The sequence below is a fragment of the Streptomyces sp. NPDC085866 genome, assembly GCF_044541035.1.
GTDB lineage: Bacteria > Actinomycetota > Actinomycetes > Streptomycetales > Streptomycetaceae > Streptomyces.
In genome coordinates this window covers 472334-496090 of sequence record NZ_JBITSQ010000006.1, presented here as the reverse complement: position 1 = coordinate 496090, position 23757 = coordinate 472334, and the positions used below count along the sequence as shown (strand labels likewise).

At 71.5% G+C, this 23757-nt stretch carries 22 protein-coding genes and 1 pseudogene; 10 read left to right on the top strand and 13 right to left on the bottom strand.

Going from position 1 to position 23757, the window contains the following annotated elements; translation table 11 throughout:
• Position 1: 1 nt before the first annotated feature.
• Positions 2–1729, bottom strand: a complete 1728-nt coding sequence (locus tag ACIF83_RS17935) for an FAD-dependent oxidoreductase (RefSeq protein ID WP_393472405.1) — start codon at positions 1727–1729, stop codon at positions 2–4.
• A gap of 440 nt (positions 1730–2169) precedes the next feature.
• On the opposite strand from ACIF83_RS17935, the gene ACIF83_RS17930 reads away from it, so the two are divergent.
• On the top strand, positions 2170–2982 hold the full coding sequence (locus ACIF83_RS17930) for a class I SAM-dependent methyltransferase (protein ID WP_393472402.1): 813 nt from the start codon (positions 2170–2172) through the stop codon (positions 2980–2982).
• Between the two features lie 77 nt (positions 2983–3059).
• Here the strand turns inward: ACIF83_RS17930 and tcmA are convergent, their stop codons facing one another.
• Positions 3060–4706: a tetracenomycin C efflux MFS transporter gene (gene tcmA, locus ACIF83_RS17925; RefSeq protein ID WP_393472400.1), complete on the bottom strand. Its 1647-nt coding sequence runs from the start codon at positions 4704–4706 to the stop codon at positions 3060–3062.
• A gap of 136 nt (positions 4707–4842) precedes the next feature.
• On the opposite strand from tcmA, the gene ACIF83_RS17920 reads away from it, so the two are divergent.
• A complete protein-coding gene (locus ACIF83_RS17920; RefSeq protein WP_393472397.1) occupies positions 4843–5505 on the top strand; it encodes a TetR/AcrR family transcriptional regulator in 663 nt (220 codons plus the stop codon).
• A gap of 44 nt (positions 5506–5549) precedes the next feature.
• Here the strand turns inward: ACIF83_RS17920 and ACIF83_RS17915 are convergent, their stop codons facing one another.
• The 5 genes from ACIF83_RS17915 to ACIF83_RS17895 form a co-directional block, all read right to left on the bottom strand.
• Positions 5550–6686 carry a methyltransferase gene (locus ACIF83_RS17915; RefSeq protein WP_398139132.1) on the bottom strand — a complete coding sequence of 379 codons (1137 nt, stop codon included), beginning with the start codon at positions 6684–6686 and terminating at the stop codon, positions 5550–5552.
• A gap of 66 nt (positions 6687–6752) precedes the next feature.
• Positions 6753–6968: a hypothetical protein gene (locus ACIF83_RS17910; RefSeq protein ID WP_393472391.1), complete on the bottom strand. Its 216-nt coding sequence runs from the start codon at positions 6966–6968 to the stop codon at positions 6753–6755.
• A gap of 31 nt (positions 6969–6999) precedes the next feature.
• Positions 7000–8472 (bottom strand): PTS transporter subunit EIIC, encoded by a 1473-nt coding sequence (locus tag ACIF83_RS17905; protein ID WP_399727812.1) that lies wholly within the window; start codon positions 8470–8472, stop codon positions 7000–7002.
• 16 nt (positions 8473–8488) lie between these two features.
• On the bottom strand, positions 8489–9412 hold the full coding sequence (gene murQ / locus ACIF83_RS17900; protein ID WP_399727809.1) for an N-acetylmuramic acid 6-phosphate etherase: 924 nt from the start codon (positions 9410–9412) through the stop codon (positions 8489–8491).
• Between the two features lie 35 nt (positions 9413–9447).
• A complete protein-coding gene (locus ACIF83_RS17895; protein ID WP_399727806.1) occupies positions 9448–10353 on the bottom strand; it encodes a MurR/RpiR family transcriptional regulator in 906 nt (301 codons plus the stop codon).
• Positions 10354–10408: 55 nt separating this feature from the next.
• Between ACIF83_RS17895 and ACIF83_RS17890 the strand changes: the two genes are divergently transcribed.
• Positions 10409–10792: a hypothetical protein gene (locus ACIF83_RS17890; protein WP_398139135.1), complete on the top strand. Its 384-nt coding sequence runs from the start codon at positions 10409–10411 to the stop codon at positions 10790–10792.
• A 7-nt stretch (positions 10793–10799) separates the two neighbouring features.
• Positions 10800–11069: a DUF4031 domain-containing protein gene (locus ACIF83_RS17885; RefSeq protein ID WP_393472379.1), complete on the top strand. Its 270-nt coding sequence runs from the start codon at positions 10800–10802 to the stop codon at positions 11067–11069.
• 22 nt (positions 11070–11091) lie between these two features.
• On the opposite strand, the gene ACIF83_RS17880 is transcribed toward ACIF83_RS17885, so the two are convergent.
• On the bottom strand, positions 11092–12192 hold the full coding sequence (locus ACIF83_RS17880) for a GNAT family N-acetyltransferase (RefSeq protein WP_399727801.1): 1101 nt from the start codon (positions 12190–12192) through the stop codon (positions 11092–11094).
• Between the two features lie 26 nt (positions 12193–12218).
• Positions 12219–12863: a hypothetical protein gene (locus ACIF83_RS17875; RefSeq protein WP_399727798.1), complete on the bottom strand. Its 645-nt coding sequence runs from the start codon at positions 12861–12863 to the stop codon at positions 12219–12221.
• A 60-nt stretch (positions 12864–12923) separates the two neighbouring features.
• Here ACIF83_RS17875 and ACIF83_RS17870 point away from each other — a divergent pair.
• Both ACIF83_RS17870 and ACIF83_RS17865 read left to right on the top strand, forming a co-directional pair.
• A pseudogene (locus ACIF83_RS17870) lies at positions 12924–13354 on the top strand (hypothetical protein).
• A 77-nt stretch (positions 13355–13431) separates the two neighbouring features.
• On the top strand, positions 13432–14139 hold the full coding sequence (locus ACIF83_RS17865; RefSeq protein WP_399727795.1) for a copper homeostasis protein CutC: 708 nt from the start codon (positions 13432–13434) through the stop codon (positions 14137–14139).
• A 19-nt stretch (positions 14140–14158) separates the two neighbouring features.
• Here the strand turns inward: ACIF83_RS17865 and ACIF83_RS17860 are convergent, their stop codons facing one another.
• Positions 14159–16213: a HelD family protein gene (locus ACIF83_RS17860; RefSeq protein ID WP_399727792.1), complete on the bottom strand. Its 2055-nt coding sequence runs from the start codon at positions 16211–16213 to the stop codon at positions 14159–14161.
• A 282-nt stretch (positions 16214–16495) separates the two neighbouring features.
• Here ACIF83_RS17860 and ACIF83_RS17855 point away from each other — a divergent pair, with 282 nt between their 5' ends.
• Genes ACIF83_RS17855 through ACIF83_RS17845 form a run of 3 tightly spaced genes read left to right on the top strand, consistent with a single transcriptional unit; the run spans position 16496 to position 18183 of the window.
• A complete protein-coding gene (locus ACIF83_RS17855; RefSeq protein WP_393472364.1) occupies positions 16496–16678 on the top strand; it encodes a hypothetical protein in 183 nt (60 codons plus the stop codon).
• A gap of 18 nt (positions 16679–16696) precedes the next feature.
• On the top strand, positions 16697–17890 hold the full coding sequence (locus tag ACIF83_RS17850; RefSeq protein ID WP_399727789.1) for a glycosyltransferase 87 family protein: 1194 nt from the start codon (positions 16697–16699) through the stop codon (positions 17888–17890).
• Positions 17854–18183, top strand: coding sequence for an SH3 domain-containing protein (locus ACIF83_RS17845; RefSeq protein WP_393472360.1), 330 nt, complete (start codon positions 17854–17856; stop codon positions 18181–18183). Before ACIF83_RS17850 ends, ACIF83_RS17845 begins: the two co-directional genes overlap by 37 nt.
• 122 nt (positions 18184–18305) lie before the next feature.
• Here the strand turns inward: ACIF83_RS17845 and ACIF83_RS17840 are convergent, their stop codons facing one another.
• Positions 18306–19949: a DNA repair helicase XPB gene (locus tag ACIF83_RS17840; protein ID WP_393472357.1), complete on the bottom strand. Its 1644-nt coding sequence runs from the start codon at positions 19947–19949 to the stop codon at positions 18306–18308.
• A gap of 147 nt (positions 19950–20096) precedes the next feature.
• Here ACIF83_RS17840 and ACIF83_RS17835 point away from each other — a divergent pair, with 147 nt between their 5' ends.
• Positions 20097–20642, top strand: coding sequence for a hypothetical protein (locus tag ACIF83_RS17835; RefSeq protein ID WP_393472354.1), 546 nt, complete (start codon positions 20097–20099; stop codon positions 20640–20642).
• A 12-nt stretch (positions 20643–20654) separates the two neighbouring features.
• Here the strand turns inward: ACIF83_RS17835 and ACIF83_RS17830 are convergent, their stop codons facing one another.
• Positions 20655–23198: a helicase-associated domain-containing protein gene (locus ACIF83_RS17830; RefSeq protein ID WP_399727784.1), complete on the bottom strand. Its 2544-nt coding sequence runs from the start codon at positions 23196–23198 to the stop codon at positions 20655–20657.
• A gap of 65 nt (positions 23199–23263) precedes the next feature.
• Positions 23264–23707 (bottom strand): carboxypeptidase-like regulatory domain-containing protein, encoded by a 444-nt coding sequence (locus tag ACIF83_RS17825; RefSeq protein ID WP_393472350.1) that lies wholly within the window; start codon positions 23705–23707, stop codon positions 23264–23266.
• Between the last annotated feature and the right edge of the window lie 50 nt (positions 23708–23757).

Here is a 23757-nt window from a genome sequence, read left to right as displayed (position 1 = left end):
GTCAGCCCTCCCTCGCCGGCGCCACGGAAGGTGCCGTGTCCGAGGACCGGCCCAGGATCCGCTCCAGCACGGTCCGCAGCGTGCCGGGGGCGTCCTCCGGCAGGCTCTCCGCCCGCCACGCCACGAAGTCGTCCGGCCGGATCAGCAGCGCGCCACTGCGGGTGAGACCCGTGGCGCTCAGGAAGGCGCCGTCCGGATCGGTCAGCTCTCCGTCCTGTCCCACCGTGCAGCAGTGCACGGGCACTCCGGTGTCCTGCGCGACCTTGTCGGCCGCCGAGTGCCACTCGCCTCCGTCCGGTCCGGTGAGCAGGACGAACGTGTCGCTGCTGAGGTCGACCGTCGAGACGCGGTCCCCGTCGCGCCGCAACCAGACGTGGGGGACACGGTGTCCCGGCTTGCCGGTGAGGTCGTGCTCCGTGGGGATGGGCTCGGGGTAGGCGGGACCGAGAATCGCGTCGGAGGTGTAGCGGTAGCCCGTGGCGACCAGTGTCGACTCCCGCAGAGCGCGGCGAAGCTCCTCGGAGTCGTTGAGCCTCCAGGTGTGGCGGATCCATGCCTGCTCGGCGACGGCGGCACCGATCGGCATCCGCTCCTGCTCGTAGGTGTCGAGCAGAGCGTCGCCGGCTGCTCCCTTCAGGACCGCCGCCAGTTTCCAGGAGAGGTTGTGGGCGTCCTGGATGCCACCGTTCGCTCCGAAGGCACCGGCGGGCGGATGCACGTGAGCGGCGTCCCCGGCCAGGAAGACCCTTCCGCGGCGGTAGGACCGGGCGCTGTTGTGGGACATCTCCCAGGGCCTGGCCATCTGGACCTCGAGCGCGAGGTCCGGGATACCGGTCGCAGCGCGGATGATCTGCGCGCAGCGCTCGTCGGTGAACTCCTCGGCCGCGGTCTCCCGAGGGTCGTAGAAGAAGCCGAAGATCCAGTGCTCCTCGTCGAACAGCTGGAGCACGGCCGGCACCTCCGGCATCTGGAGCACCCCGGGTTCGGCGGGGTTCGGCAGGTAGCAGATGACGAAGCGTCGGCCCTTGATCGTCTCCTTCAGGTCCGCCTTGAACAGGACGCTCATGGCGTTGCCGATCGCGCCGTGTCCGGTGCGGGCGATCCCGAGCGTCTCCCGCACCGGGCTGCGCACCCCGTCGGCGGCGATGAGGTACTGGGCGCGGACCGTGCTCTCCTCCCCGGTGGCCTGGTCGACGATCGTGGCCGTCACCCCGTCCGCGTCCGCGGTGAACGCGTCCATCCGGGTATGGAAGTCGACACGGGCTCCGCGGCGGACGGCCTCGTCGCGGAGGATGGGTTCAAGCCTGTCCTGTCCGCACCAGTAGGGCCTGGTCGGGCTGAGGTGTCCGACATCGAGGGAGGGTTCCTCGACGGTCACCGCGTTCCCGAGGTCGTGCAGGCCGTTCGTCCGGATCACGACCCAGGGGATCTGGTTCGCCGGCTGGCCGAGTTCGCGCCAGCGGGATCCTTCGACGAGCTTCGGTCCTCGCTCCACGACGGTCTGCTCCAGGCCGACATCGCGCAGCAGCTCCATCGTGCGTGAGCTGATTCCGGATGCACGGGTCAGAACCGTGGTTCCCCTGTGCCTCTCCACCAGGCGGCAATCGACGCCGTGCTGGCTGAGAAACAGAGCCGCGGAGAGTCCTGTCAGACCTCCGCCGACTATCAGTACGGAAACTTCTTCAGTGGACAACGTTCGCCTTTCAGGTCGGCAGGTGCGGCGATGCATGGCTCATACAGACGAACACTTTCGCGCCGGTCGAGTCAACATGCTCCCGCCTTTCAACAGTGGACCAGAAAAGCACCTGTGACCGTCCGTCAGAAACTTCTCGGGGAGGCGGTCCGGCATGTTTGCCCAGGGGGTTGATGTAGTAAACATCTACCTTCTGGAATCTCCAGAATCCATGGCCGGGAAGTCCGAGTTCCCGTCCGGAAAAGGGGTGTGTACATTGTTTCGGGGAAAAGGTTCGGCCACCTGGACGGCGATACTGCTTCGGCTCGGCAACTTGAATCGAGCCAGGAGAAGGAGCGATCGATCCCGCTTCGTGACGGATAATATCTGGAACTGTCCCAATATCTCGCACGTCGGAATGTGTCCAGAACTGTTGCGTGAGGGGGTGTCGGTGATCGCTTGACGTCACATGCCGTGGACTTGGAAGGTGCTGTCCCATGGGTGAAACGATCCGACTGACCGGGGTGCACGAGACGCTTCTGGCCACACTTCAGGCCCGAGCCATGGACAATCGACAACCGGAGCCCGTGCTGGGGGATGCAACGGCGGAAGACTTGCTGCGTCGTATCGATTACGACTTCAGCCGGATCAGAACCGCCACGAAGGACGTGCGGATCGTGACTTTCCGCGCCAAGAAGCTGGACGAGTGGACTGCGGAGTTTCTGTCGGCATACCCGGACGCCGTGGTGCTGCACCTGGCGTGCGGTCTGGACAGTCGCGCATTCCGCCTGGGCGTCCCACCCGGTGTCCAATGGATCGATGTCGATGTCCCGGACGTCATCGAGCTGAGAAGTCAGCTGTACCGTGGCCGTGACGGATACCGGATGATCGGGGCATCGGTTACTACCGAGGAGTGGCTTGGCTCGGTGCCCGAGGACCGTCCGACGCTGGTCATCGCGGAAGGGCTGACACCCTATCTCCGGGAATCCGACGGAGAAGCACTGCTACGGAGAATCACACGACACCTCCAGACGGGGGCGGTCATGTTCGATGCCGTGCTTCCGTGGACCCTCCGATTCGCCAAGTATTCGCAACTTCTGCGGGCCACGGGTGCCACATTCGGCTGGGGAATAGGAGATCCGCGGACACTGGAGCACAGTGTCCCGGGGCTGCGATTCCTGGAGCAGTGGTCTCTGCTTGATTCGCCGTACCTGGCCAGTTCCCGCCCCGTCGAAAGGGCGGTGGGAGCCGCCATGCGAAGCGTTCCCCAACTGAGGTACGCGCACCGGCTCCTGCGCTACGACTTCTGACCGCGGAATGCTGATCGGTGGTGCCGCCGAGCATCCCGCGGCACCACCATGGGCGGGGACTGCCCGCGTCGGGGCTCCTAGGTGTTCGGCGCAGCCGACGTGCGGTGCGGCTCGCCTTCCTGGGCGGACTCCACGGAGGAGGTGGCCAGGAGCGGTGCCTCGGCCGGCTCGCCCTTCTTGGTCAGTACGGCGACTGCGGCCGCTACGAGTGCGACGACGGCCGCCACGGTGAAGGCCAGCCCCATTCCCGAAATGAACGAGGAGTGCACCACGTTCGCTGCTGTCTCGGCGTTCTGGCCGGGCAGGGCCTTGGGCGAGGGAACGACTCCGACCTTGGCCGCGTCCTCCCAGGTCGCGGATTCTTTCGAGCCCAGCCGCGGCAGCTTCGCCTGTGCCCACTGGCCGGGGAAGACGTCGCTGACCCGTGACGCCATGAGGACGCCGAGGACCGCGGTGCCGAGACTGCCGCCGACCTGCATCGCCGACTGCTGCAGACCGCCGGCCACACCGGCCAGTTCGGCCGGGGCGTTGCTCACGATGACGTCCGTCGTGCCCACCATCACCGGGGCGAGGCCGAGGCCCAGCAGTACGAACCAGAGGGACGTGATACCCATCCCGCTGTCGGCCTTCAGCGTCGACATGCCCCACAGGGACGCCGAGGTGAGGAGCATGCCCACCACCAGCGGAGGGCGTGGTCCGAACCGGCTGATCACGGCGCCGGACACCGGAGCACCGACAATCATCATGCCGGTGAGCGGCAACAGGTGCACGCCGCTCTCCACCGGGCTCATGCCATGGACGTTCTGCAGGTAGAACGTGACGAAGAACAGTCCGCCGATGAACGAGAACGCCATCAGCACCATGAGCACGGTGCCGGCGGAAAGCGGCACGGAACGGAACATGGCCAGCGGCACCAGCGGCTCGCTCGCTCGGTTCTCACGCAGCGCGAAGACGACGAACGCGAGCACGGCGGCAGCCAGGAATCCCAGCGTCCACGGGTCGCCCCACCCCCAGGCCGGAGCCTTGATGAGGCCCCAGACCAGGCAGAACATCGCTCCCGAGAGGAGCACGACGCCGGGTACGTCGAAGGACCTCGGTGCGTGTTCGGCGCGCGCGTCCTTCAGGATGATCACGCCGCAGGCAAGCGCCGCAAGGCCGACCGGAACGTTGATGAAGAAGACGGCTTCCCAGCTGACGTGCTGGACGAGGAGCCCCCCGATGATCGGACCCGCTGCGGTCGAGGCGCCGACCACGCCACTCCAGATACCGATCGCCATGTTGAGCTTGCCCGGCGGGAACGTCACCCGCAGCAGGCCGAGCGCGGACGGTTGCATCAGGGCGCCGAACAGCCCCTGGAGAACGCGGAAGACGACGATGGCGGCGACGCTGTCGGACAGGCCGATGGCTGCGGAGGTGACGGCGAAACCGGCCACCCCGGTCAGGAAGGTCTGGCGATGTCCGAACCTGTCGCCCAGTTTGCCGGCGGTGATCAGTGATACCGCCAGCGCCAACAGATAGCCGTTGGTGATCCATTGCACGTCGGCCAGCGAGGCGTGGAGGTCCTGCTGAATGGCCGGGTTCGCGATCGCGACGATGGTGCTGTCCAAGGCCACCATCATCACGCCCACGGCGACCGCGAGAAGGGTCAGCCAGGGACGTCCACGTAAGCCGGGGACAGGGCCAGGTGTGACGCGTGACGGCTCATCGTGCATTGCCGTGCTCATTCAGCGTCCCCCTGGTGATTTCCGGCATGACGGACACATGTGTAACGAGGAGAGCATGCGGCGAAGGTAACAGCAGTGAGTGACATTTGACAATCACACGCAGGAGTCAGTGAGTGGCGCGAGGTAGGGTTCCCGTGTGGACTCTGCTGAACCCGTCACCGCCAACAACCCCGGCCTGCGGCAGCGAAAGCTCCGCCGTACCCGCGAGCAGCTGATCCGCCAGGCTCTGGAGCTGTTCCTGGCGCAGGGCTACGGGCACACGACCGTTGAACAGATCGCCGAGGCCGTCGATGTGCACCCGCGCACCTTCTTCCGCCACTTCGCCAGCAAGGAAGAGGTGGCTCTCACCCCCATCAGCAGCATCGACGAGGCGTTTCTCGCGGCACTGGAAGCCCGGCCGGGGCACGAGAACCCGCTGCAAGCCATGAGCGGCGCCTTCCGAGCTGTCCTGGAGCGCGTACGCGACGGTCAACTGGACGGCGTGGACGGCGACTTGCACATGGCCATGATGCGGTTGGTGGAACGTACTCCCGGGCTTCTCGCGGAGTATCTGCGCCGAAGCGAGGAGATGGAGGGGCGGCTGGCACAGATCATCGCCGCACGTGAGGGCGTCGACCCGGCCGACGACTTCCGGCCCCAGTTCATCGTGGCGGTGTTCAAGGCGGTCGGCCGCGTCATCAGCCGTGCCTGGTACCTGCGGGCCGACACGGATCTGCAGGCGCTTTCGCTGGCCTTCGAGTCCGCCCTGGACTCGCTGCAACCGGAGTTGTTCGGTGACTGGAGGCGACCGGAAGCCTGACCGGCTCAGGAGTTCGGGCCGTCAGGCTTCCGGTGTGCACGCGCTCAGTGGGCGTCCGGACTCGCTGCGAGACGCCACAGCGATGTCACCTCCGCCTTCCGTGCGGCGTGGAGCGGATCGGCGGGGTCGTGGGCGCGAGGGTGGCGCGGCCGTGCGTCGATACGCCCCACCACTCTCAGGCCGGCCGCGGCGAAGAGCTCGGACAGCTCGGTACGTGAGCGCAGTCCGAGGCGCTCGGCGAGGTCGGAGATGACGAGCCATCCCTCACCACCCGGGGCCAGATGCGCCGAAAGCCCGTCGACGAAGCCGCGAAGCATACGGCTTCCCGGGTCGTAGACAGCGTGTTCGAGTGAGGTCCGGGCCCGTCCGGGAAGCCATGGAGGGTTGCAGACGATCAGGGACGCCCGGGTGGCGGGGAACAGATCTGCCTGCTGAATGTCCACGATGGGGGACAGGCCCAAGCGGCTGATGTTCTCTCGCGCGCAGGCAAGCGCACGCGCGTCGCAGTCCGTGGCCACCACTCGCCGGACACCGCGCCGGGCCAGAACGGCAGCGAGCACGCCCGTACCCGTGCCGATGTCGAAGGCCGTGCCCTGCGACGGCAGGGGTGCTTCGGCCACCAGGTCGACGTATTCGCCCCGCACCGGGGCGAATACGCCGAAGTGTGGCGTGATCGGCTCCCCCAGCGCTGGTACGTGGACCCCCCGCTTGCGCCATTCACCGGCCCCGACCACCCCCTGCAGCTCGCGCAGTGACACCACATAGGGCTCATCACAGTGTCCGTACGCCTGTTCGCAGGCCAGTCGCACGTCCGGAGCCCGTCGCAGCGGGATGACATGCCCCACTGCTACCGGCAACAGCAGCATGCCGAGGATGCGTGCACGCCGCGACTGCGCTTGACGGTACAGGTGGAAGCTCTGCCCAGGTGACGTGCCTGGCTTGGGCCGCTTCCGGTCGGCGCGGCGGGCCATCGCCTGCAGCAGTTGACGCGCATTGTGGTAGTCGCCGCGCCATAACAGCGAGGTTCCTTCGCACGCCAAGCGGAACGCGGTGTCCGCGTTCATGCCGTCATCGGCTGTCACAACCCGTTTCGGCGGCGGCGCACCGCTCTCCGATCGCCACAGGGCGCAGCGCTCCTCTCCCGAACTCTCCAGCCAGCGAACAGTCTGTTCTGTACTCACCTCTTCATCATCCCCTGCGGGAGGACGCCAAAGGTCGGCCGAGTGACCGGCGTTGGTGCCGCCCGGTCAGCCGTCGCTGCGGATGAGGCTTCCCTTGCCGCAGGCGGGGGCGGCATCGGCCAGGGGCAGGGGCGAGACGGCCTTGGCCGCCGGGGCCACCACGAGGTCACTGGCGCACAGGGCGGTTGCGGTGGCGGTCCAGTGGTCGTCGGCGTGGGCGGGGGTGGCCAGGGCGGCGCCGCAGGCGGTCAGGGCGGCGGTGGCCAGAAGCTTCTTCATCATGCCCGGGGCAACGACCGGTCCCGACGGTGCGTCACGCCGACGCGGCCACACGGGAGCCGCGGGGGAGGCCGAAGAAGTACGTCGCCGCGAACCCCACCGCGTAACCGGTGAGCAGTCCGCCCCCGTAGACCGCGGCCGTCATCCCCGGACCTCTGTTCCCCGCCAGCAGCGGGAACAGGGCCCAGCCCGACGGGCCGATGGCCGTCGCCCCCACCTTGTCCCCGAGCATCGCGAAGAACCCGATGAAGGCCCCGCCGGCCGCCCCGCCCGCGCACGCCGTCACGAACGGGCGGCCCAGGGGGAGCGAGACGCCGTAGATCAGCGGCTCGCCCACGCCCAGCAGCCCCGCCGGGAGCGCCGACCTGATCGTCGTACACAGCGAGGTGTCGTGGCGCAGCCGGGCGTACACCGCCAGCGCCGCGCCCACCTGGCCGGCGCCCGCCATGGCCAGCAGCGGGAGCAGGACGGTGTAGCCCTGCTGCTCGATGAGGGTGGTGTGGATGGGGATCAGGGCCTGGTGCAGACCCAGCATGACGAGGGGGAGGAACAGGCCGCCGAGGACCAGTCCGGCCAGGGCGCCGGTCGTGGCCAGCAGCCAGTTCGCCGCCGTACCGATCGCCGAGGCGACCACGCCGGCCACGTACATCAGGCCGTACAGCGTGACCAGGCCGGAGACGAGGACGGTCACGGTCGGGGTCAGGAGCACGTCCAGCGCTCCCGGTACCCGGCCCCGGCACCACTTCTCCACCCGGGTCGCCAGCAGGGCCGCCGCGAGCGCGCCGAGCACCCCGCCCTGGCCGGGCGCCAGATGCACCCCGAACGCCGTCACCTTCGCCACGCCCGGGTAGACGATCACGGCGGCCACGGCACCGCCCAGCACCGGCGTGCCGCCGAACTCCTTCGCGGTGTTGTACCCGACGAACACCGTGATCAGCGCCATGAACGCGGAGGCTACGGAGGCCAGGGCGGGGGTCAGCCCGGGCAGCCGTCCGGCGTTCACCAGCAGCCCGTTGATCCCGGCGAGGATGCCGCAGCCGATCAGGGCGGGGATGAGCGGCACGAAGACGGCGGCGACGTGGCGAAGGGCGGCCTTGAAGGGGGTGGCGTTGCGCTGCCGGAGCTGTTCCCTCACCCGGTCGGCGGCACCGACCGGTGGCTCACTGGCCTGGGGCTGCACGGCCGCCGTGCTCTCACCGACCTGGATCGGCAAGTCCGCCGTGCCCTCGCCGACCCGCGTCCGCACGGCCGCGGCACCCGCGGTCGCGGCCGTCGCCGTGACCTCGACGACCACTCCCGGCCCCAGCACGACCTGCAAGGACGACTCCCCGTCCGCGACGACCCCCAGCACCCCGGGCAGCCCCCGCAGCCCCTCCCCGTCCACCGCCGCCGGATCGGCGACGCCCAGCCGGAGCCGGGTCATGCAGTGGGCGACGGAGGTGACGTTCGCGGGGCCGCCGACCCGGGCGAGGACGGCGGCTGCGAGGGAGGCGGGGTCGTTGCGCACGCCCCGAGCGTGCGGCTCAGGTGCCCGCGACCGCCAGCGCGGCACGCAGATGACCGCCGGACTCCTCCAGAAGGCGGGCAGCCGTCGGGCCGTCGACGCCGGCGAGGATGGTCAGGACGGCGTTCTTCACCTCGCCGCCCGACTCGGTGAGCGCCTTCTCGATCTCCTCCGCCGAGGCTCCCGTGGCCAGCGCGACGATACGGCGGGAACGGGCCCGGAGCTTGTCGTTGGAGGCGCGCACGTCGACCATCAGGTTCCCGTAGGTCTTGCCCAGGCGGATCATCGTGATCGTCGACAGCATGTTGAGCACCAGCTTCTGGGCCGTGCCCGCCTTCAGCCGCGTCGAGCCGGTGATCAGCTCAGGCCCGACGACGACCTCGATGCCGTGCTCGGCGGCGGCCGCGAGCGCACTGTGCTCGTTGCAGGCCAGCCCGATGGTCAGCGCGCCGAGCGCACGGGCGTGCTCGACGGCGCCGATGGCGTACGGGGTACGGCCGGAGGCCGAGATGCCGACGACGGTGTCGTCCGCACCGACCTTCAGTGCGTCCAGGTCGCTGCGGGCCAGCTCCTTGGAGTCCTCGGCGCCCTCGATCGAGGTGACCAGAGCCTCGGGGCCGCCCGCGATCAGGCCGACGACCTGGGAGGGGTCGGTGTTGAAGGTGGGCGGGCACTCGGAGGCGTCCAGCACGCCGAGGCGTCCGGCGGTGCCCGCGCCGGTGTAGACCAGACGTCCGCCCCGGGCCATCCGCTCGGACACGGCGTCGACGGCGGCGGCGATCTCCGTCAGCCGCGCGCCGACGGCGTCGGGCACGCCGGTGTCCTCGCGGTTCATCAGGCGGGCGATCTCGAGGGTGGGCAACCGGTCGATCTCGGCGAGTTCCGGCCGGAAGGCTTCGGTGGTGAGGGACTCCAGCTCGTTGCGCAGGTCATGGGAGGTCATGGGGGGTGGCTCTCTCCGATTCGCGTGCTCTTCACTCACCTGGGATGGGTGCGGTGCCGGTGCGCCAACGCCTCGTAGGACGCGGCCAGCGCGGGCGCCGCACTCTCGTACGTCCGCTGTGCCACCCCCACGAACAGGCAGTCCACCACCAGCAGTTGACTCGTCCGCGAGGACATCGCGGCCGGCCGCAGCTCGGTCTCCCGGGAGGTCGACGTGGTCAGGACGTGGTCGGCGTACTGGGTGACCGGCGAGTCCGGGCGGCCGGTGATGGCCACCGTCGTCGCCCCGTGCTCGAAGGCGACCCGGAGCGGTTCGATGACGTCCCCGGTCGACCCGGAGTGCGTGATCGCGATCGCCACGTCCCCCGTCCGGAGCTGCACCGCGTTGGTCACCGCGAGATGCGGATCGCTGTGCGCGTGGGCTATGAGCCCGATCCGCAGCAGCTTCTGCGTGAGGTCCTGGGCGACCAGACCGGACGCCCCTATGCCGTACACGTCGGTGCGGCGGGCGCCGGCGAGCGCGGTGACGGCCGCGCCCAGCTGGGCGGTGTCGAGTCCGGCGGCGGTGTCGACGAGGGTCTGCTGCTCCTCGTAGGCGAGCTTGGCGACCACGTCGGCGATGGGGTCGTCCACCGCGATGTCCGTCGTGATCGCGGGCGCCCGGCCGGACTGCTGCTGCGCGGCCAGCCCGGCCAGGGCGAGGCGCAGATCGCGGTAACCGGGATAGCCGAGCAGCCGGGCGGTGCGTACGACCGTCGCCTCGCTGGTGCCGGTCAGTTCGGCCAGGCCGGTGACCGTGAGGGCCGCGCATCCCGCCGGGTCGCCCGCGACCGCCTCGGCGACGCGCTGCATGGACCGGGTCATGGAAGGGGCGAGGGTGCGCACCTTGGCGGCGAGGGAGCCGCCCGGACTTCCGAAAATTTCCTTCACGTCCTGGGTCACCACTGAAAGATATTTTCGTTTCGGTCTCCCGGTCAAGAGTGCGCACAATGGGACCATGGAGTCCCTATCCCCGCTCGAACAGGCGCTGCACGCCGCCCGCGCGCTGGTGCTCGCCGACCTGGTCGCGGGCGACGTGGCCGAGGCCGACGTGGTCTCCCTGGTCGAGGACTCCGTCACACAGCGCCGCTGGTGGGTCGAGCAGTGGCCGGACGGCGTCGAGTTCGTGGCCGGACTGGTCGCGCAGGACGTCCAGGACGCACTCCTGGAGCGGTACGGCCGCTGGCCGCTGTGTCCGGTGTGCGGCTCGGGCGACCCGCACGCGCTGGACGTGGAGCCGGAACTGGGCCCCGACCCGTACTGGGTGTGCAGCAAGGCGGGCGTGAAGGTGGCCGCGGTGGGCTCGCTGGGGTGGGCCACGGGCGGGATGCAGTCCTCGTGAGGCTCCCGTGACGGTGTACATAGACCCGCCGTCCTGGCCCGGCCACGGGCGTATGTGGTCACACCTGGTGAGCGATGTGTCCTTCGACGAACTGCATGTGTTCGCGGCGGAGTTGGGCGTACCCCGGCGAGCCTTCGAACGCGACCACTACGACATCCCGTCGCACCACTACGCGGACGCGGTGGCCGCCGGGGCGGTGGAGATCGGCTCCAAGGAACTGGTCCGCAGGATCACCGCGGCGGGGCTGCGGCGACCCAAGGGACGGCCGGCTCCTTAGGTTCGGGACTGAACCGTAGTGCTCACCGCCGCCGGATGTGGAGCTGCAGCTCGCTGTCCGCGCCGTTCTCCTCCTGTACCGTCCGCTCCTCCTCCACGGTGGCCCGGGTGAACCCCGCCCGGGACACCACGCGCTGCGAGGGGAGGTTGTCCCCCTCGATGGTCGCGAACACCGTGTCGACGTCGTCCCGGGCCAGCGCCCACTGCGTCAGCGTGCGCAGGGCCTCGGTCGCGTAGCCCTGGCCGCGTGCGCCCTCGGCCAGGTCGTAGCCGACCTCGACCCGGCCCTCCTCGTCCGGGACGCCGTGGAAGCCGATGCCGCCGATGGCGCGGCCGTCCTCGTTCCGTACGAGGGCGAAGACGCCGAACTCGGGCCGGTGCACGCCCGCTTCGTATGCCTTCACCATGAAGCCCGCGGCCACCCGCGTGCCCTCGTACGGCCCGCCCTCGATCCACTCGAAGCCGCCGTCGCCGCCGCGGCGGAGGTCGCGGGCGGCAGCCGGGCGGACTCCGACCAGGGTGAAGCGCTCGGCGGGGATGACGAGGTTGTTCCGCCAGCGCCACTCGGTGACCGGGGCGCGACCGGGCAGCTCGCCGCGGCCGGTCGCCCACAGCAGGGTCGGCCAGGCGGCCGGGCCGGGCTGGACGTGCGGGAACAGCCAGGTCAGGACGGACTCGGCGAGCTCCTCGGCCGGCTCGTAGGCGATCCCGAGGCCCAGGGCGATGTCGTAGGTGTGCAGCAGCACCTCGGCGACGCCCATCGCGGCGAAGCCCTCGCGGTCGGCGCTGCCGAAGGGGTAGGGGTGGACGGCACGCACCTCGCGCGGGGCGGTGCGGACGGTGGTGGCGAGCAGGCCACCGGTCGACCGGAGCACCTCCACCACACCGGCGCCGTCGGCGTCCTCGTCGAACGTGAGGTCACAGGGAAGCCAGTCCTGGGCGCCTGTGACCAAACGGCTCGCGTACCCGAACAGGGCTGCTGCGAGGTGCTCGGCCGTCTCCTGGCAACTCCACTCCATCCGCCAGGCCTTGACACCCTTCCAGTCCCGCTCCACCGCCGTGCCGAGCACTGCCGCGCTGCCCTCGACGGCAGCGATCACGTCATCCCCGTTTATCGGTCGCATGGGCGAACCCTAGGGCGCGGGTTCCCTCAGGTCGACAGCATTTCCAGCTCGCCCGCCAGGTTGTAGCGCGCCGTCGCCTCCCAGTGCTCCCGCCCGTACGGAGTGCGGAACAGGTGGGGCAGATCGAGGAGTTGGCGCAGGATGCCCGAACGTCCCTCGCGAAAGGCCTCGTTGGGGACGAAGTGGTACTCCTCGCGGACCTCGGCGGTGTAGATGGCGTACGCCGACGGGGGCGCGGCGAGGATGGCGAGGTCGGCGTCGCAGAGGACCTGGCCGTTGCGGTCGTCGTCGGTGGGGTCGTGGGTGACGGTGAGGCGGACGAGGCGGGCTGCCTCGGCTGTCTCCGCCTCCGGCAGCCCTGCCTCGCGTAGGGCGCGCTCGGCCAGGTGCGCGGAGCGCTCCTCGTTCTCGGAGCGGTCCGGCAGGTAGACCGCGTCGTGGAACCAGGCGGCCAGGCGGACCACGTCCGGGGCGGCCGCGTATTTCTCGAGCACGTCGATGTGGTCCAGGACCGCTGTGAGGTGGGCGAGCGTGTGGTAGTGGCGCTGGGGTTCCTGCCAGCGGGTGAGGAGGTTGTCGGCGTAGGGGGTGGGGTCGGGGCCGTCGCCGGGGGTGCGGGCTCCCTCCAGGGCGTGGGCGAAGCGGAGGCGCAGGGCGTCGAGGTCGGCCATGTGCTCATTCTTCCGTGACGCGCGGCGGACGGCGCCCCTGGCGTGTGGCCCAAGACTCACCTGGAGGAAGTGCGGGATCCCGAACTCCCCGGTCGGCTGCTGGAGGTCGAGCGGGATGCCCTGGTACCGCTGCTGCGGTCGCGCGGCGACGCCGCCTTCGCGCTGCCGGCCGGGACGTCGCCGAGCGCGCGCAGTGGACGAACGCGCAGGTCGTGGACGAGCTGGAGCGCGGGTGACCGAGGCGGGGCCGGTGATCGCCGAGGCGGGCGGGGTGCTGGCATGATCGCGCTGGGGGTGGGGGTCCCCATGCCTCCGAGGCGGTCGGGGAAGACGAGCCGCTGCGCCTGAGGGACCTGGCGGCGGGGGCTCCGCCCGCCCGGTACATCGGCTCGGCCTCCACGCTCGTACGGCTGTACGCGGGGCGATCGCTGGACGGAGCCGCGTACGAGCCGGCGGGCGCGGCGGAGGGGGAACTGAACATCTTCGGATGAGGGGCGGCCCGGGTGGGTACGGAACCGGCGTAGTCTTGAATTGGACTAGACCTGTAGTCGCCGATGAATGGGGTGCCATGAGCAAGCGTGCAGTCCTGGAGGTGATCGCCCTCGACGTCGAGGACGCGGTCGCCGCCCAGGCCGGAGGCGCGGATCGTCTGGAGCTGGTCACCGAGATGGCGGCCGACGGGCTCACCCCGTCGGCGGCCACCGTCGCCGGGATCCGGGCCGCCGTCGACATCGACCTGCGCGTGATGCTGCGGCTGGCGGACGGGTTCGCGGCCGGAGACGCCGAGGACGTCGAGCGTCTGGTCCGGGTGGCGGGCGAGCTGCGCGAGGCCGGCGCCGACCAGTTCGTGCTCGGGTACCTCGACGCGGACGGGGACGTCGACCTGGACGCGGTGGAGCGGGTCGTGGCCGCGCTGGGCGGCTGCAGCTGGACCTTCCACCGGGCCATCGACCGCGCCGCCGACCGCGACGCCCTGCGCAAGCAGCTCGCCGACCTGCCCGGCCTGGACACCTACCTCACCGCCGGCTCCGCCTCCGGCGTCGACGAGGGCCTGCCGACCCTGGTCGCCGAGGCGCGCCGACGGGGCGAGCCCGGCTACGACCAGACGATCCTCGTCGGCGGCGGCCTCCGCCTGGACCACGTCCCGGACCTCCGCCACGCCGGCATCGACGCCTTCCACATCGGGGGCGCGGCCCGGCCGGGAGGCTGGGAGGGGCCGGTCTCGGTGGACGCGGTCACGCAGTGGCGGAAGATGCTGGACGGCGAGGCCGCCTAGCGGTCGCCTCGGGGAGCGCCTACTCGGTGAGTTGCGGGGGCAGCGGCGCCGCGTGCGTCACGATCAGGCCCGACACCGCTCGGGTCAGGGCCACGTACAGGCGCCGCAGGCCCGTGCGTTCGTCCGGTTCGCCGTCCACCACCGCCCGGGGCTCGTCCAGCACGACGTAGTCGTACTCCAGACCCTTGGCGAGGGAGGCCGGGACGAGGGTCAGCCGGGTCTCGCGGGTGGTCTCCTCGCCCGGGGCCAGGTAGGTGATCCCGGCCGCGCTCAGGGCCTCGGCCAGGGCCGGGATGCGCGCGTCGGCCGCGATCAGGCCGGTCGAGCCCTCGTTGCCCAGCAACTCCGCGCAGGCGGAGATCACTTCGGCCGTCTCCGCCACGGTGCGGACCTCGAAGAAGCCGGGGTTCTCACGGACCGAGGCGACCGGGGTGAGGCCGGGGGCGATGTGGGGAAGGAGGCGGGAGGCGTAGGTGATGACGTCCGTGGGGACGCGGAAACCCGCCGTCAGCTCCTCGATGACGCCCTCCCGCTTGCCGAGGTGGGCCAGCGCCTCGTCCCAACTCCGCGTCGCCCAGGGCGTCGTGCCCTGCGCCAGGTCGCCCAGGACGGTCGCGCTGCCGGTGGTGCAGCGGCGGCCGACGGCTCGGTACTGCATGGGGGACAGGTCCTGCGCCTCGTCCAGGACCACGTGCCCGAGCGAGTGCGTGCGCTGGGTCAGGTCGGCCGCCTCGTCGATCAGCACCGCGTCCGCCGCCGACCACTTGGCCGACTTCACGCTGCGCACGGGCTTCGCCCACAGGATCGTCTTCTGCTCGTCCTCGTCCAGGATGCCCTCGGCGTGCTCGGCGAGGAAGTCGGCCTCCGTCAGCAGACGCAGGACCAGTTTCGCCGGGTCCACCGCAGGCCAGACCGCCTTCACGGCCGCCTTCACCGCGCTGTTGCGGGCGACCGCGTCCTGCACCCGGTCGTCCGGTGCCTCCCCGGCCCGCTCCATCTGCACCAGCACGGCGTGCGCGATCCGCTGCGGCAGGGCCTCGCGGGCGGCGCCGTAGCGGATGTCCCGGTCGAGCAACTCGCGGACGAGCTCCTCCAGTTCGTACGCCGGAACCCGCCAGCGCCGCGAGCCGCGTACGACGACGACCGGCTCGGTGGGCATGGTCACGTGGGAGTACAGGGCCCGGCGCAGCACCTCGGCCATCCGGGCGTCGCCCTTGACGACGGCGGCGACCGCCTCGTCCGTGCCGCGTACCTCCACATGGGCGACCAGGTCGTTCACGGTCGCCTGCTGCACGGTCAGCTCGCCGAGTGCCGGGAGGACCTGCTCGATGTAGTGCAGGAAGGACTTGTTCGGGCCGATGACGAGCGTGCCGGTGCGGGCGAGCCGTTCCCGGTGGGCGTAGAGGAGGTAGGCGACGCGGTGCAGGCCGACGGCGGTCTTTCCGGTGCCCGGGCCTCCCTGTACGCACACCGTCCCGCCCAGACCGCTGCGGACGATCTCGTCCTGCTCGGGCTGGATGGTCGCCACGATGTCCCGCATGGGGCCGACGCGCGGGCGCTCGATCTCCTGCTGGAGCAGCTTGCTGGTGGCGGCCGCCTCGCCCGGGTCGGACAGGTGCTCGTCCTCGTACGCGGTCAGGTCGCCGCCGGTGTAGCCGAAGCGGCGGCGCAGCCCGATGTCCATCGGGTCCTTCTTGGACGCACGGTAGAACGGCTGCGAGACCGGGGCGCGCCAGTCGATGACCATGGGGTCGCCGTCGCCGTCGTGCACATGCCGCCGCCCGATGTAGAACCTCTCGCCCTCGGCCCCTTCCGCCTGGTCGGCGCTCGGGGCGTGCAGGTAGTCAAGCCGCCCGAAGAAGAGGGGGGTGTCGCTGAGGTCGGCGAGCGCCTTGATGCGCTCGTCGATCTGGCGGGCGAGCACCTCGGCGTTGACCCAGTTCGCGGTGACGTCGCGGATGTCCAGCGCCTCGACGTCCTCGCGCATGGCGCGCAGTGCGGACCGGGAGGAGGCGAGGTGGCTGCGCTCCCGGGCGAGCGGGTCGTCGAGCGGTTCGTGGGCGGGCGTGGACAAGGGGTCCCTCCGGATCTGCTCGTGGCATGACTGGGAGCCGCCCGGTTTCCGTCCGGGCGGCGGCACTCCGTAGGGAGGCGGGCAAGAGCGGAGATTGTAGGTGGGGCGGCCGGGAGGAGGCCAATGAATTTCCGCGCGGGATCCTCCGGAGGCCGTGTCCCCTAGGGGAGACGGACCGTCCGGCGTAGGGGTGGGGGTCCACCCGGAGACCTACGCGGAGGTCTGCGGGATTGGCTCTCGAGACCGATGCGTGACCCGGGTCCGAAGTTCCACCATGGAGACATGAGCGCAGCAACCATCCATCCAGCCTCTGTCCGCCCCCCGTCCGGCGCCACGGCCATGGACGGCCCCCATCGCCACCCCCTGGGCAACGCCCTGCGCGCCGTCAAGGTGTTCGTCGAGGCCGCGTTCAGCGTGGTGATCCTCGGCGAGTACGGCGAGGAAACAGGCATACGCCGCAAGTAGCGGCATAGTGTCACCTCCGTGCTGAAACGGACGGTGGCGTCCCGCCCTGCCCTGTTGTCCCTGCTCCTGCTCGCGGTCTCTCTCTGCTCCTTCACCGCCCTGTGCGTCCTGCAGCGGGCCCCGATGGCCGACCTGCTGGTCTACCGGGCCGAGGGTGCTGCCGCGTCCCACGGCGGCGATCTGTACGGCTTCACGGTCACCGAGTGGCGCCTCCCGGCGACCTACCCGCCCTTCGCGGCGATCCTCTTCGTCCCGGCCACCTGGCTCCCCGTCCCGGCGCTGAAGGCGGCCTTCCTGGCGGGCAACGCGCTCCTGCTCGCCGGTCTGGTCACCCTCTCGGCCCGCCTGGCCGCCCGCCCCCTGTCCCTGCCCCTCCTGTGCACGTGCGCGGCCCTGGCCCTCTGGCTGGAGCCGGTCTTCCAGACGCTCCTGTTCGGCCAGGTCAACCTCGCCGTGGCCTGCCTCGTCCTGTGGGATCTCACCCGGCCTCCGGGCGCCCGCGCCAAGGGCCTCGCCCTCGGCCTCGCGACCGGCGTGAAGCTCACGCCCGCCGTGTTCGTGGTCCATCTGTTCCTGCGCGGACGCAAACGTGAGGCGGCCACGGCGGCGACCGGCTTCGCGGCCACGGCCCTGCTCGGGTTCCTGCTGCTGCCCGCCGCGAGCGCCGACTTCTGGAGCCGGCGCCTGTACGAGACCGGACGGGTGGGCAAGGCGTGGATCGTGGACAACCAGTCCTTACGGGGGCTGGTCGCGCGGGCCCTGGGCGACCCGGCGCCGGGCCTTGCCTGGGCGCTCCCGGCGGCGCTGGTGGCGGTGATCGTCCTCCGGCTGGCCACCCGTGCCTGCCGGGACAGCCACGGCATCCTGCTGGCCGCCTGCGCTGCCCTGCTGGTCTGCCCGATCAGCTGGTCGCACCACTGGGTGTGGTGCGTGCCGCTCCTCGCGGTGCTCCTGGCCGAGGGCCGCACGGTCACCGCCGGGCTCGTGACCCTCGTCTTCACCGCCCGCACGATGTGGCTGGTGCCCCACGAGGGCGCCTTGGACCTCGAACTTCCTTGGTGGCAGCAGCTGTTGGCGGCCCCTTACCCGATCCTGGCGCTCGGGCTGTCAGGGGCGTGTGCCAACATGATCAGCCGTTGTCCGATCCATTCGACCGAGCAAACGGGGAACCAGACATGCCCTTCTCGAAGCTTCCGTTCCGCAGGGCGGTGAGCGGACTGACCGCCGCCACCGCGCTCGCCCTCGGCGCCACCCTCATGGCCGCTCCCACCGCCTCGGCGGTCGGCTCCTCCGGCTGCACCGAGAACATCAAGGACACGACCTACACGGTCGTCCAGTACGACCACGCCGACATGCACACCGGCCCCGGCAACGGGTACAGGGTGAAGAAGTCGGTGTACATGGGCAACAAGGTGCGCGTGTACTGCACCGCCAAGGGCGGCTCCTGGTACTACGGCAAGTTCGGCAAGACCTACGGCTGGATGGAGGAGCACGCCTTCTTCTAGGCCGTACCCCTCCACGTCTCCGGTTCTTCGCCGCCCCGCCCAGGGCCTGTCCGGCGGATCCTGTCGCAGACGCGCTGACAAGGCGCCGTAGCTTCCCTGCGACCTGATCCGCCGGACAGGCCCTAGCCCTCCGCCAGGATCTCGTCCGCGTCCACGATCCGGTACGCGTACCCCTGCTCCGCCAGGAAGCGCTGGCGGTGGGCGGCGAAGTCCTGGTCGATGGTGTCGCGGGCGACGACCGAGTAGAAGTGGGCCTGGTGGCCGTCGGCCTTGGGGCGCAGCACACGGCCCAGGCGCTGGGCCTCCTCCTGGCGGGAGCCGAAGGTGCCGGACACCTGGACGGCGACCGTGGCCTCGGGCAGGTCGATGGAGAAGTTGGCGACCTTCGACACCACGAGCACGCTGATCTCACCCTCGCGGAAGGCGTCGAAGAGCTTCTCGCGCTGCGCGTTGGACGTCTCGCCCTTGATCACCGGGGCGTTCAGGTGCTCGCCCAGCTCGTCCAGCTGGTCGATGTACTGGCCGATGACGAGGATCTGCTGCCCGGCGAACCGGCGCACGATCGCCTCCGTGACCTTCCGCTTGGTCTCGGTGGTCGCGCAGAAGCGGTACTTCTCCTCGGTCTCGGCGGTGGCGTACGCGAGCCGCTCGGAGTCGGTGAGGTTCACCCGGACCTCGACGCAGTCGGCGGGCGCGATGTAGCCCTGCGCCTCGATCTCCTTCCAGGGCGCGTCGAACCGCTTCGGCCCGATGAGGGAGAAGACGTCGGACTCACGGCCGTCCTCGCGCACCAGGGTCGCGGTCAGACCGAGGCGGCGGCGTGCCTGGAGGTCCGCGGTGAACTTGAAGACCGGCGCGGGCAGCAGGTGCACCTCGTCGTAGACGATCAGACCCCAGTCGCGGGAGTCGAACAGCTCCAGGTGCGGGTAGACGCCCTTCCGCCTGGTCGTCAGCACCTGGTAGGTGGCGATGGTGACCGGGCGGATCTCCTTCCGGGTCCCGCTGTACTCGCCGATCTCGTCCTCGGTCAGCGTGGTCCGCTTCACCAGCTCGTGCTTCCACTGCCGGGCCGAGACGGTGTTGGTGACGAGGATGAGGGTGGTGGACTTCGCCTGCGCCATCGACCCGGCGCCGACCAGCGTCTTTCCGGCGCCGCAGGGGAGCACGACCACGCCGCTGCCGCCGTGCCAGAAGTTCTCCACGGCCTGCTTCTGGTACGGACGCAGCGCCCAGCCGTCCTCGAGCAGCTCGATCGGATGCGCCTCGCCGTCCACGTACCCGGCGAGGTCCTCGGCCGGCCAGCCCAGCTTCAGCAGCATCTGCTTGATCTGCCCGCGCTCGGAGGGGTGCACGACCACGGTGTCCGGGTCGAGGCGCGCCCCGACCAGCGGGGTGATCCGCTTGGACTTCAGCACCTCCTCCAGCACCGGCCGGTCGGTGGTGGTGAGGACGAGGCCGTGCGCGGGGTGCTTGCTCAGGGTGAGCCGCCCGTACCGGTCCATCGTCTCGGCGATGTCCACGAGCAGCGCGTGCGGTACCGGATAGCGGCTGTACTGCACCAGCGCGTCCACGACCTGCTCGGCGTCGTGCCCGGCGGCCCGCGCGTTCCACAGACCGAGCGGGGTGACCCGGTAGGTGTGGATGTGCTCCGGCGCCCGCTCCAGCTCGGCGAAGGGCGCGATGGCACGCCGGCAGTCGTCGGCCCGCTCGTGGTCGACTTCCAGGAGCAGGGTCTTGTCCGACTGGACGATCAGCGGTCCGTTCACCGACGCACTTCCCTTCCGCGTGGCCAAACGTCCAGTGTGCCCTATCAGCGGATGATCGCGGTGGGGCGCCGCAACCGTGGGCCCCCGACACGGGTCTTCCTACCCGGGACCGGCGCGGGGACGCGGTCCGGGGAGGAGTGCGGCGCGATGTCGGTACGCAGGTGGGTGACCGGCCTGGGGGCCGCGGCGGTGCTGGTGGCGGCAGGGGCGTGGGCGGTGTGGCCGCCGGGTGTCGATCAGCACCTGTGGGGCGAGGTGCGGCCGGTGATCGAGGCGCGGCTGGTGGCGGACTCGAAGGGCAGCGGGTACGGGGAGACGCAGCCCGGACTGCGGGCGCGGTGGTTCTGCCGGGCCGAGGCACGGGACCTCGACGAGCACGACGGCGTCGTACGGGCGGGCGTGACCACGCTGTGCATGGAGTACGGGGCGCGGAACGGCGCTCTTGTGGAGTGCTCCGGTGCCGACGTCCCGCAGGTGGTGCGCCTGAAGCGGGACGCGGGCGCGCACGGCGGCTTTCGCGTGACGTCGCGGGAGGAGGGGCCGGACGGCGCGGGGAGCGGGAAGTGGGTGGAGGACCACTTCAGTTTCTTTCGCGAGCCCGGCCCCGAGGGCACGGGCGGGTCCGCCGCCCTGGAGGCCGCCGCCCGCAAGCACTTCGGCCTGCCGGCGGACGCTCCGGTCAGGGACTGCTGACCGGGTCCGCGCCTATTCCTCCGCCAGCTCCGCGACCCCGGTGACCCGGTGCAGCGGATACGTCCGCACCTCGTCGGCCGTGTGGTCGTACGCCGTCACGAAACCGCCCTCGACACGGATCGGGGCGATGACGCGCTGGCTGGCGGTGCCCTCGGCGTTGACATAGCCGATCCACAGGGACTCGCCGGTCAGGACGGCGGCCTGCATGGTGGCCAGGGTCTCGGCGGAGCTGGTGCGGGGCAGTTCGCCGCCCGTGAGCGCGCTGCCCGACGGCTTGCGCGGGGCGGTGGCGGCCAGGTCGCCCGCCCGGATCGCGCGGATCGCGGCCGCCAGCAGCGTGGCGTCGGGCGGCGGCGGTCCGTCCGGCACCGGCTCGGGCGCGGTGCGCGGCGGGGTGCGGTGGGCGTCGGCGCGGGTGATCAGGACGTCGCCCTCGGCGGACTCGGCGGCGGGCGCGAAGCCCAGCGCGCGCAGGCCCTCCAGCAGCGTGGCCGGGTCCGTCGGGGCGGCCAGGACGGTCGGGGCCAGGCGGCGCAGGCGCAGGGCCGCCGCCCGCTTGTCGGCGAGGATCTCGTTCAGCAGGGCGTCGTCGTCGCAGCGGACGTACGCCGAGGCCGCGCCCACCCGCAGATGGCCGTGCTTGCGTGCCACGTCGTCGATCAGATAGGCCAGCGGCTGCGGGACCGGCGTGCGGGAGTGTGCGGTGAGGAAGGCGTGCAGGTCGGCAGCGGCCCGGCCGGCGTCCAGGGCGCGGCGGACCGAGGCCGGTGTGAAGCGGTAGACGGTCGCCCCGCCCTTGGACTCGACGTCCGCGAGGATCCCGAGCATGTCGGCGAGCGGACGCCGGAGCGGGCCGGGGGCCACCGCCGTGAGGTCCGCCTGGAGCAGGACGTGGTCCAGGGGTTCGGGCAGCAGAGGTGCGAGGAGCCGGGCCGCGCCGGCCGTGGCGACGGTCTGCTCGGTGGGGGAGAGGGGTTCGAGGAGCGCGCCCGGGCGGTGGTGGACGGGAAGTTTGTCGCCGGGGCCGGAGGGTTCCGTGGCGGCCGAGGGGTGCGCGGCCGCGGGCGCGCCGAGCAGCGCCCGCCCCTGCGTCGACAGCGCCCCGCGCCCGGTGACGCCGAGCAGCTCCGCCTCCGAGAGGGTCCAGCGGGCGAGCCGGGAGCGCAGGTCGTCGGCGCCGTCGACGTCGCGCTGGGGGCCGCGCAGCGGCCGCTCCCAGAGCAGCCGCGCCAGCACCGACTCGGCGCCGGGGGCGGCGCCCTGCGGCAGCCCGGCCAGCAGGGTCAGCACCCGCCGCCGTACCTCGGGTGCGGCGGACCGGTCGAGTCCCGGTCCCAGGGCGGACAACGTACGGTCCTTCGCGTCCCGCCCGCCGACCAGCCCCGCTGTCCGGGTGGCCGTCAGCCAGGCCTCGGCGAGCCGGGCCCAGCGCTCGGCGGGCGGCCGCTCCAGCCATTCGTCGTAGGCGGGGGTGGCCGCGTACCGCTCGTCGGCCTCGCCGTCGGAGGCGAGCAGGCCGGCCGCGTACGCCAGCTCGACCCAGAAGGCGGCGACCGGTTCGGGCACGTCGAGGGCGACGGCGGTCCGCTTCAGGTCCCGCACGCTCAGCCCGCCGGCCCGCAGCACGGCCGGGCCGCCCTCGTCCCAGTCCTTCAGCAGCTCCTCGACGGTGGCCAGCGCGGTGTACGCCTGCCCGGCCGCGGTGGCGTCCACGATCTGCGGACCGTGCGTCGCGGCCGGCTCGACGGCGGGCGGCAGCGGCTCGGGCTCCCGGTGCGCGCGGCCCTCGCGCAGATGCAGGGCGACCTCGCGGGGCAGGACGACCGTGCCGGGCGCGGTGGGCAGCAGCAGGCCGCGGTCCAGCAGCCAGCGCAGATGGGCGGCCGGGTCGGCGGTGACCTGCCCGTACGGCGGCCCCCACACCAGCCGGGACAGCACCTCGCGGGCGGCCTCCGGGGCCTTCGCGAGCAGCGCGGCCATCTTCTTCCGGTGGGTGAACAGGGCGGTGAGCGCGGCCGCGGCGGAGACCGAGTCGTGCGTCGAGGCCAGACCGGCCGCGCCGACGATCTCCTGGATCCGCCCCGGGGACATGCCCGCGGTGGCCTCCTGCACGCTCGGGCCGAGACCGGTCGGGGAGGGGTGCTGCGCGGACGGCGCCAGCAGCTCCCGCGCTGTCCGCACCAGGCGCAGCCGTTCGTCGTCGCCCCACACCAGGGCCTGTTCGCGCAGGGTGGCCACCGCGCGGGGCAGCGCGGCGGCGACGGTCTCGTCCCGGGCGTACCCGGCCATCAGGCCGAGCAGAATCTCGTACGACGCCGGTTCCGGAGCCACGGCGAGAGCCTCGGCGGTCTGCAGCGCGAACCGGTCCAGCCGCTCCAGGGCACGCAGGACCGAGGCGCGGGTGCCGGCGCGGGTGGCGAGCTGCGTGAGGTCGGTGGGAACCGGGGTGATGAGATCGGGCCTGCTGCGCAGGAGCGCGGCCAGGGAAGCGTCGTCGCGCGCGCGGAGCGCTTCCGCGAGGGAGCGTGGAGCCGACGGGGGCGTGTGGGCGCTCATCCCGCCCACGGTACCCGGAGGGCGGCCGGTCGCAGCGGTGTAGGACGGGGTCCGGCGTTACGCGGTCAGCGCAGACCCGTGTCGCACCTGACCGTGATCTCCGTGTACGCGTCGGGGCGGACGGTGACGTCGACCGGCTTGCAGTGGGCGGTGCCGGAGGTGCGGGCCCGCACCTCGTACACGCCGGTCCGCAGCGGCACCCGGAACCGGCCGTCCGGACCGGTGTGCACGGTCGCCACCTCGGTGTCCGAGGACCGGTCCCGCACCCGCACGGTCGCCTCGGCGGGCCTGCTGCAGTCCCGGCTCTCGGGAGCGCCTTCCACGGGACACGCCGGCCACCGGACGACGACGCCCTTCACCCCGGACCGGGCGTCCGCCGGCGCGCCGCCCGACCCGTTCGGAGCCGCTTCGGAGCACGCGGCCAGCGCCACCGGCACGGTCAGCGCCACGAGCGCGAGGAGCAGGCCGGCCGGCGGCCGCCGGGCGATGCGGCGGCGTTGCGGGAGCACGTTTCCACTGTAGGCAGCACGGAAGGGCGGAGGGGGTGGCTCTGTGGCCA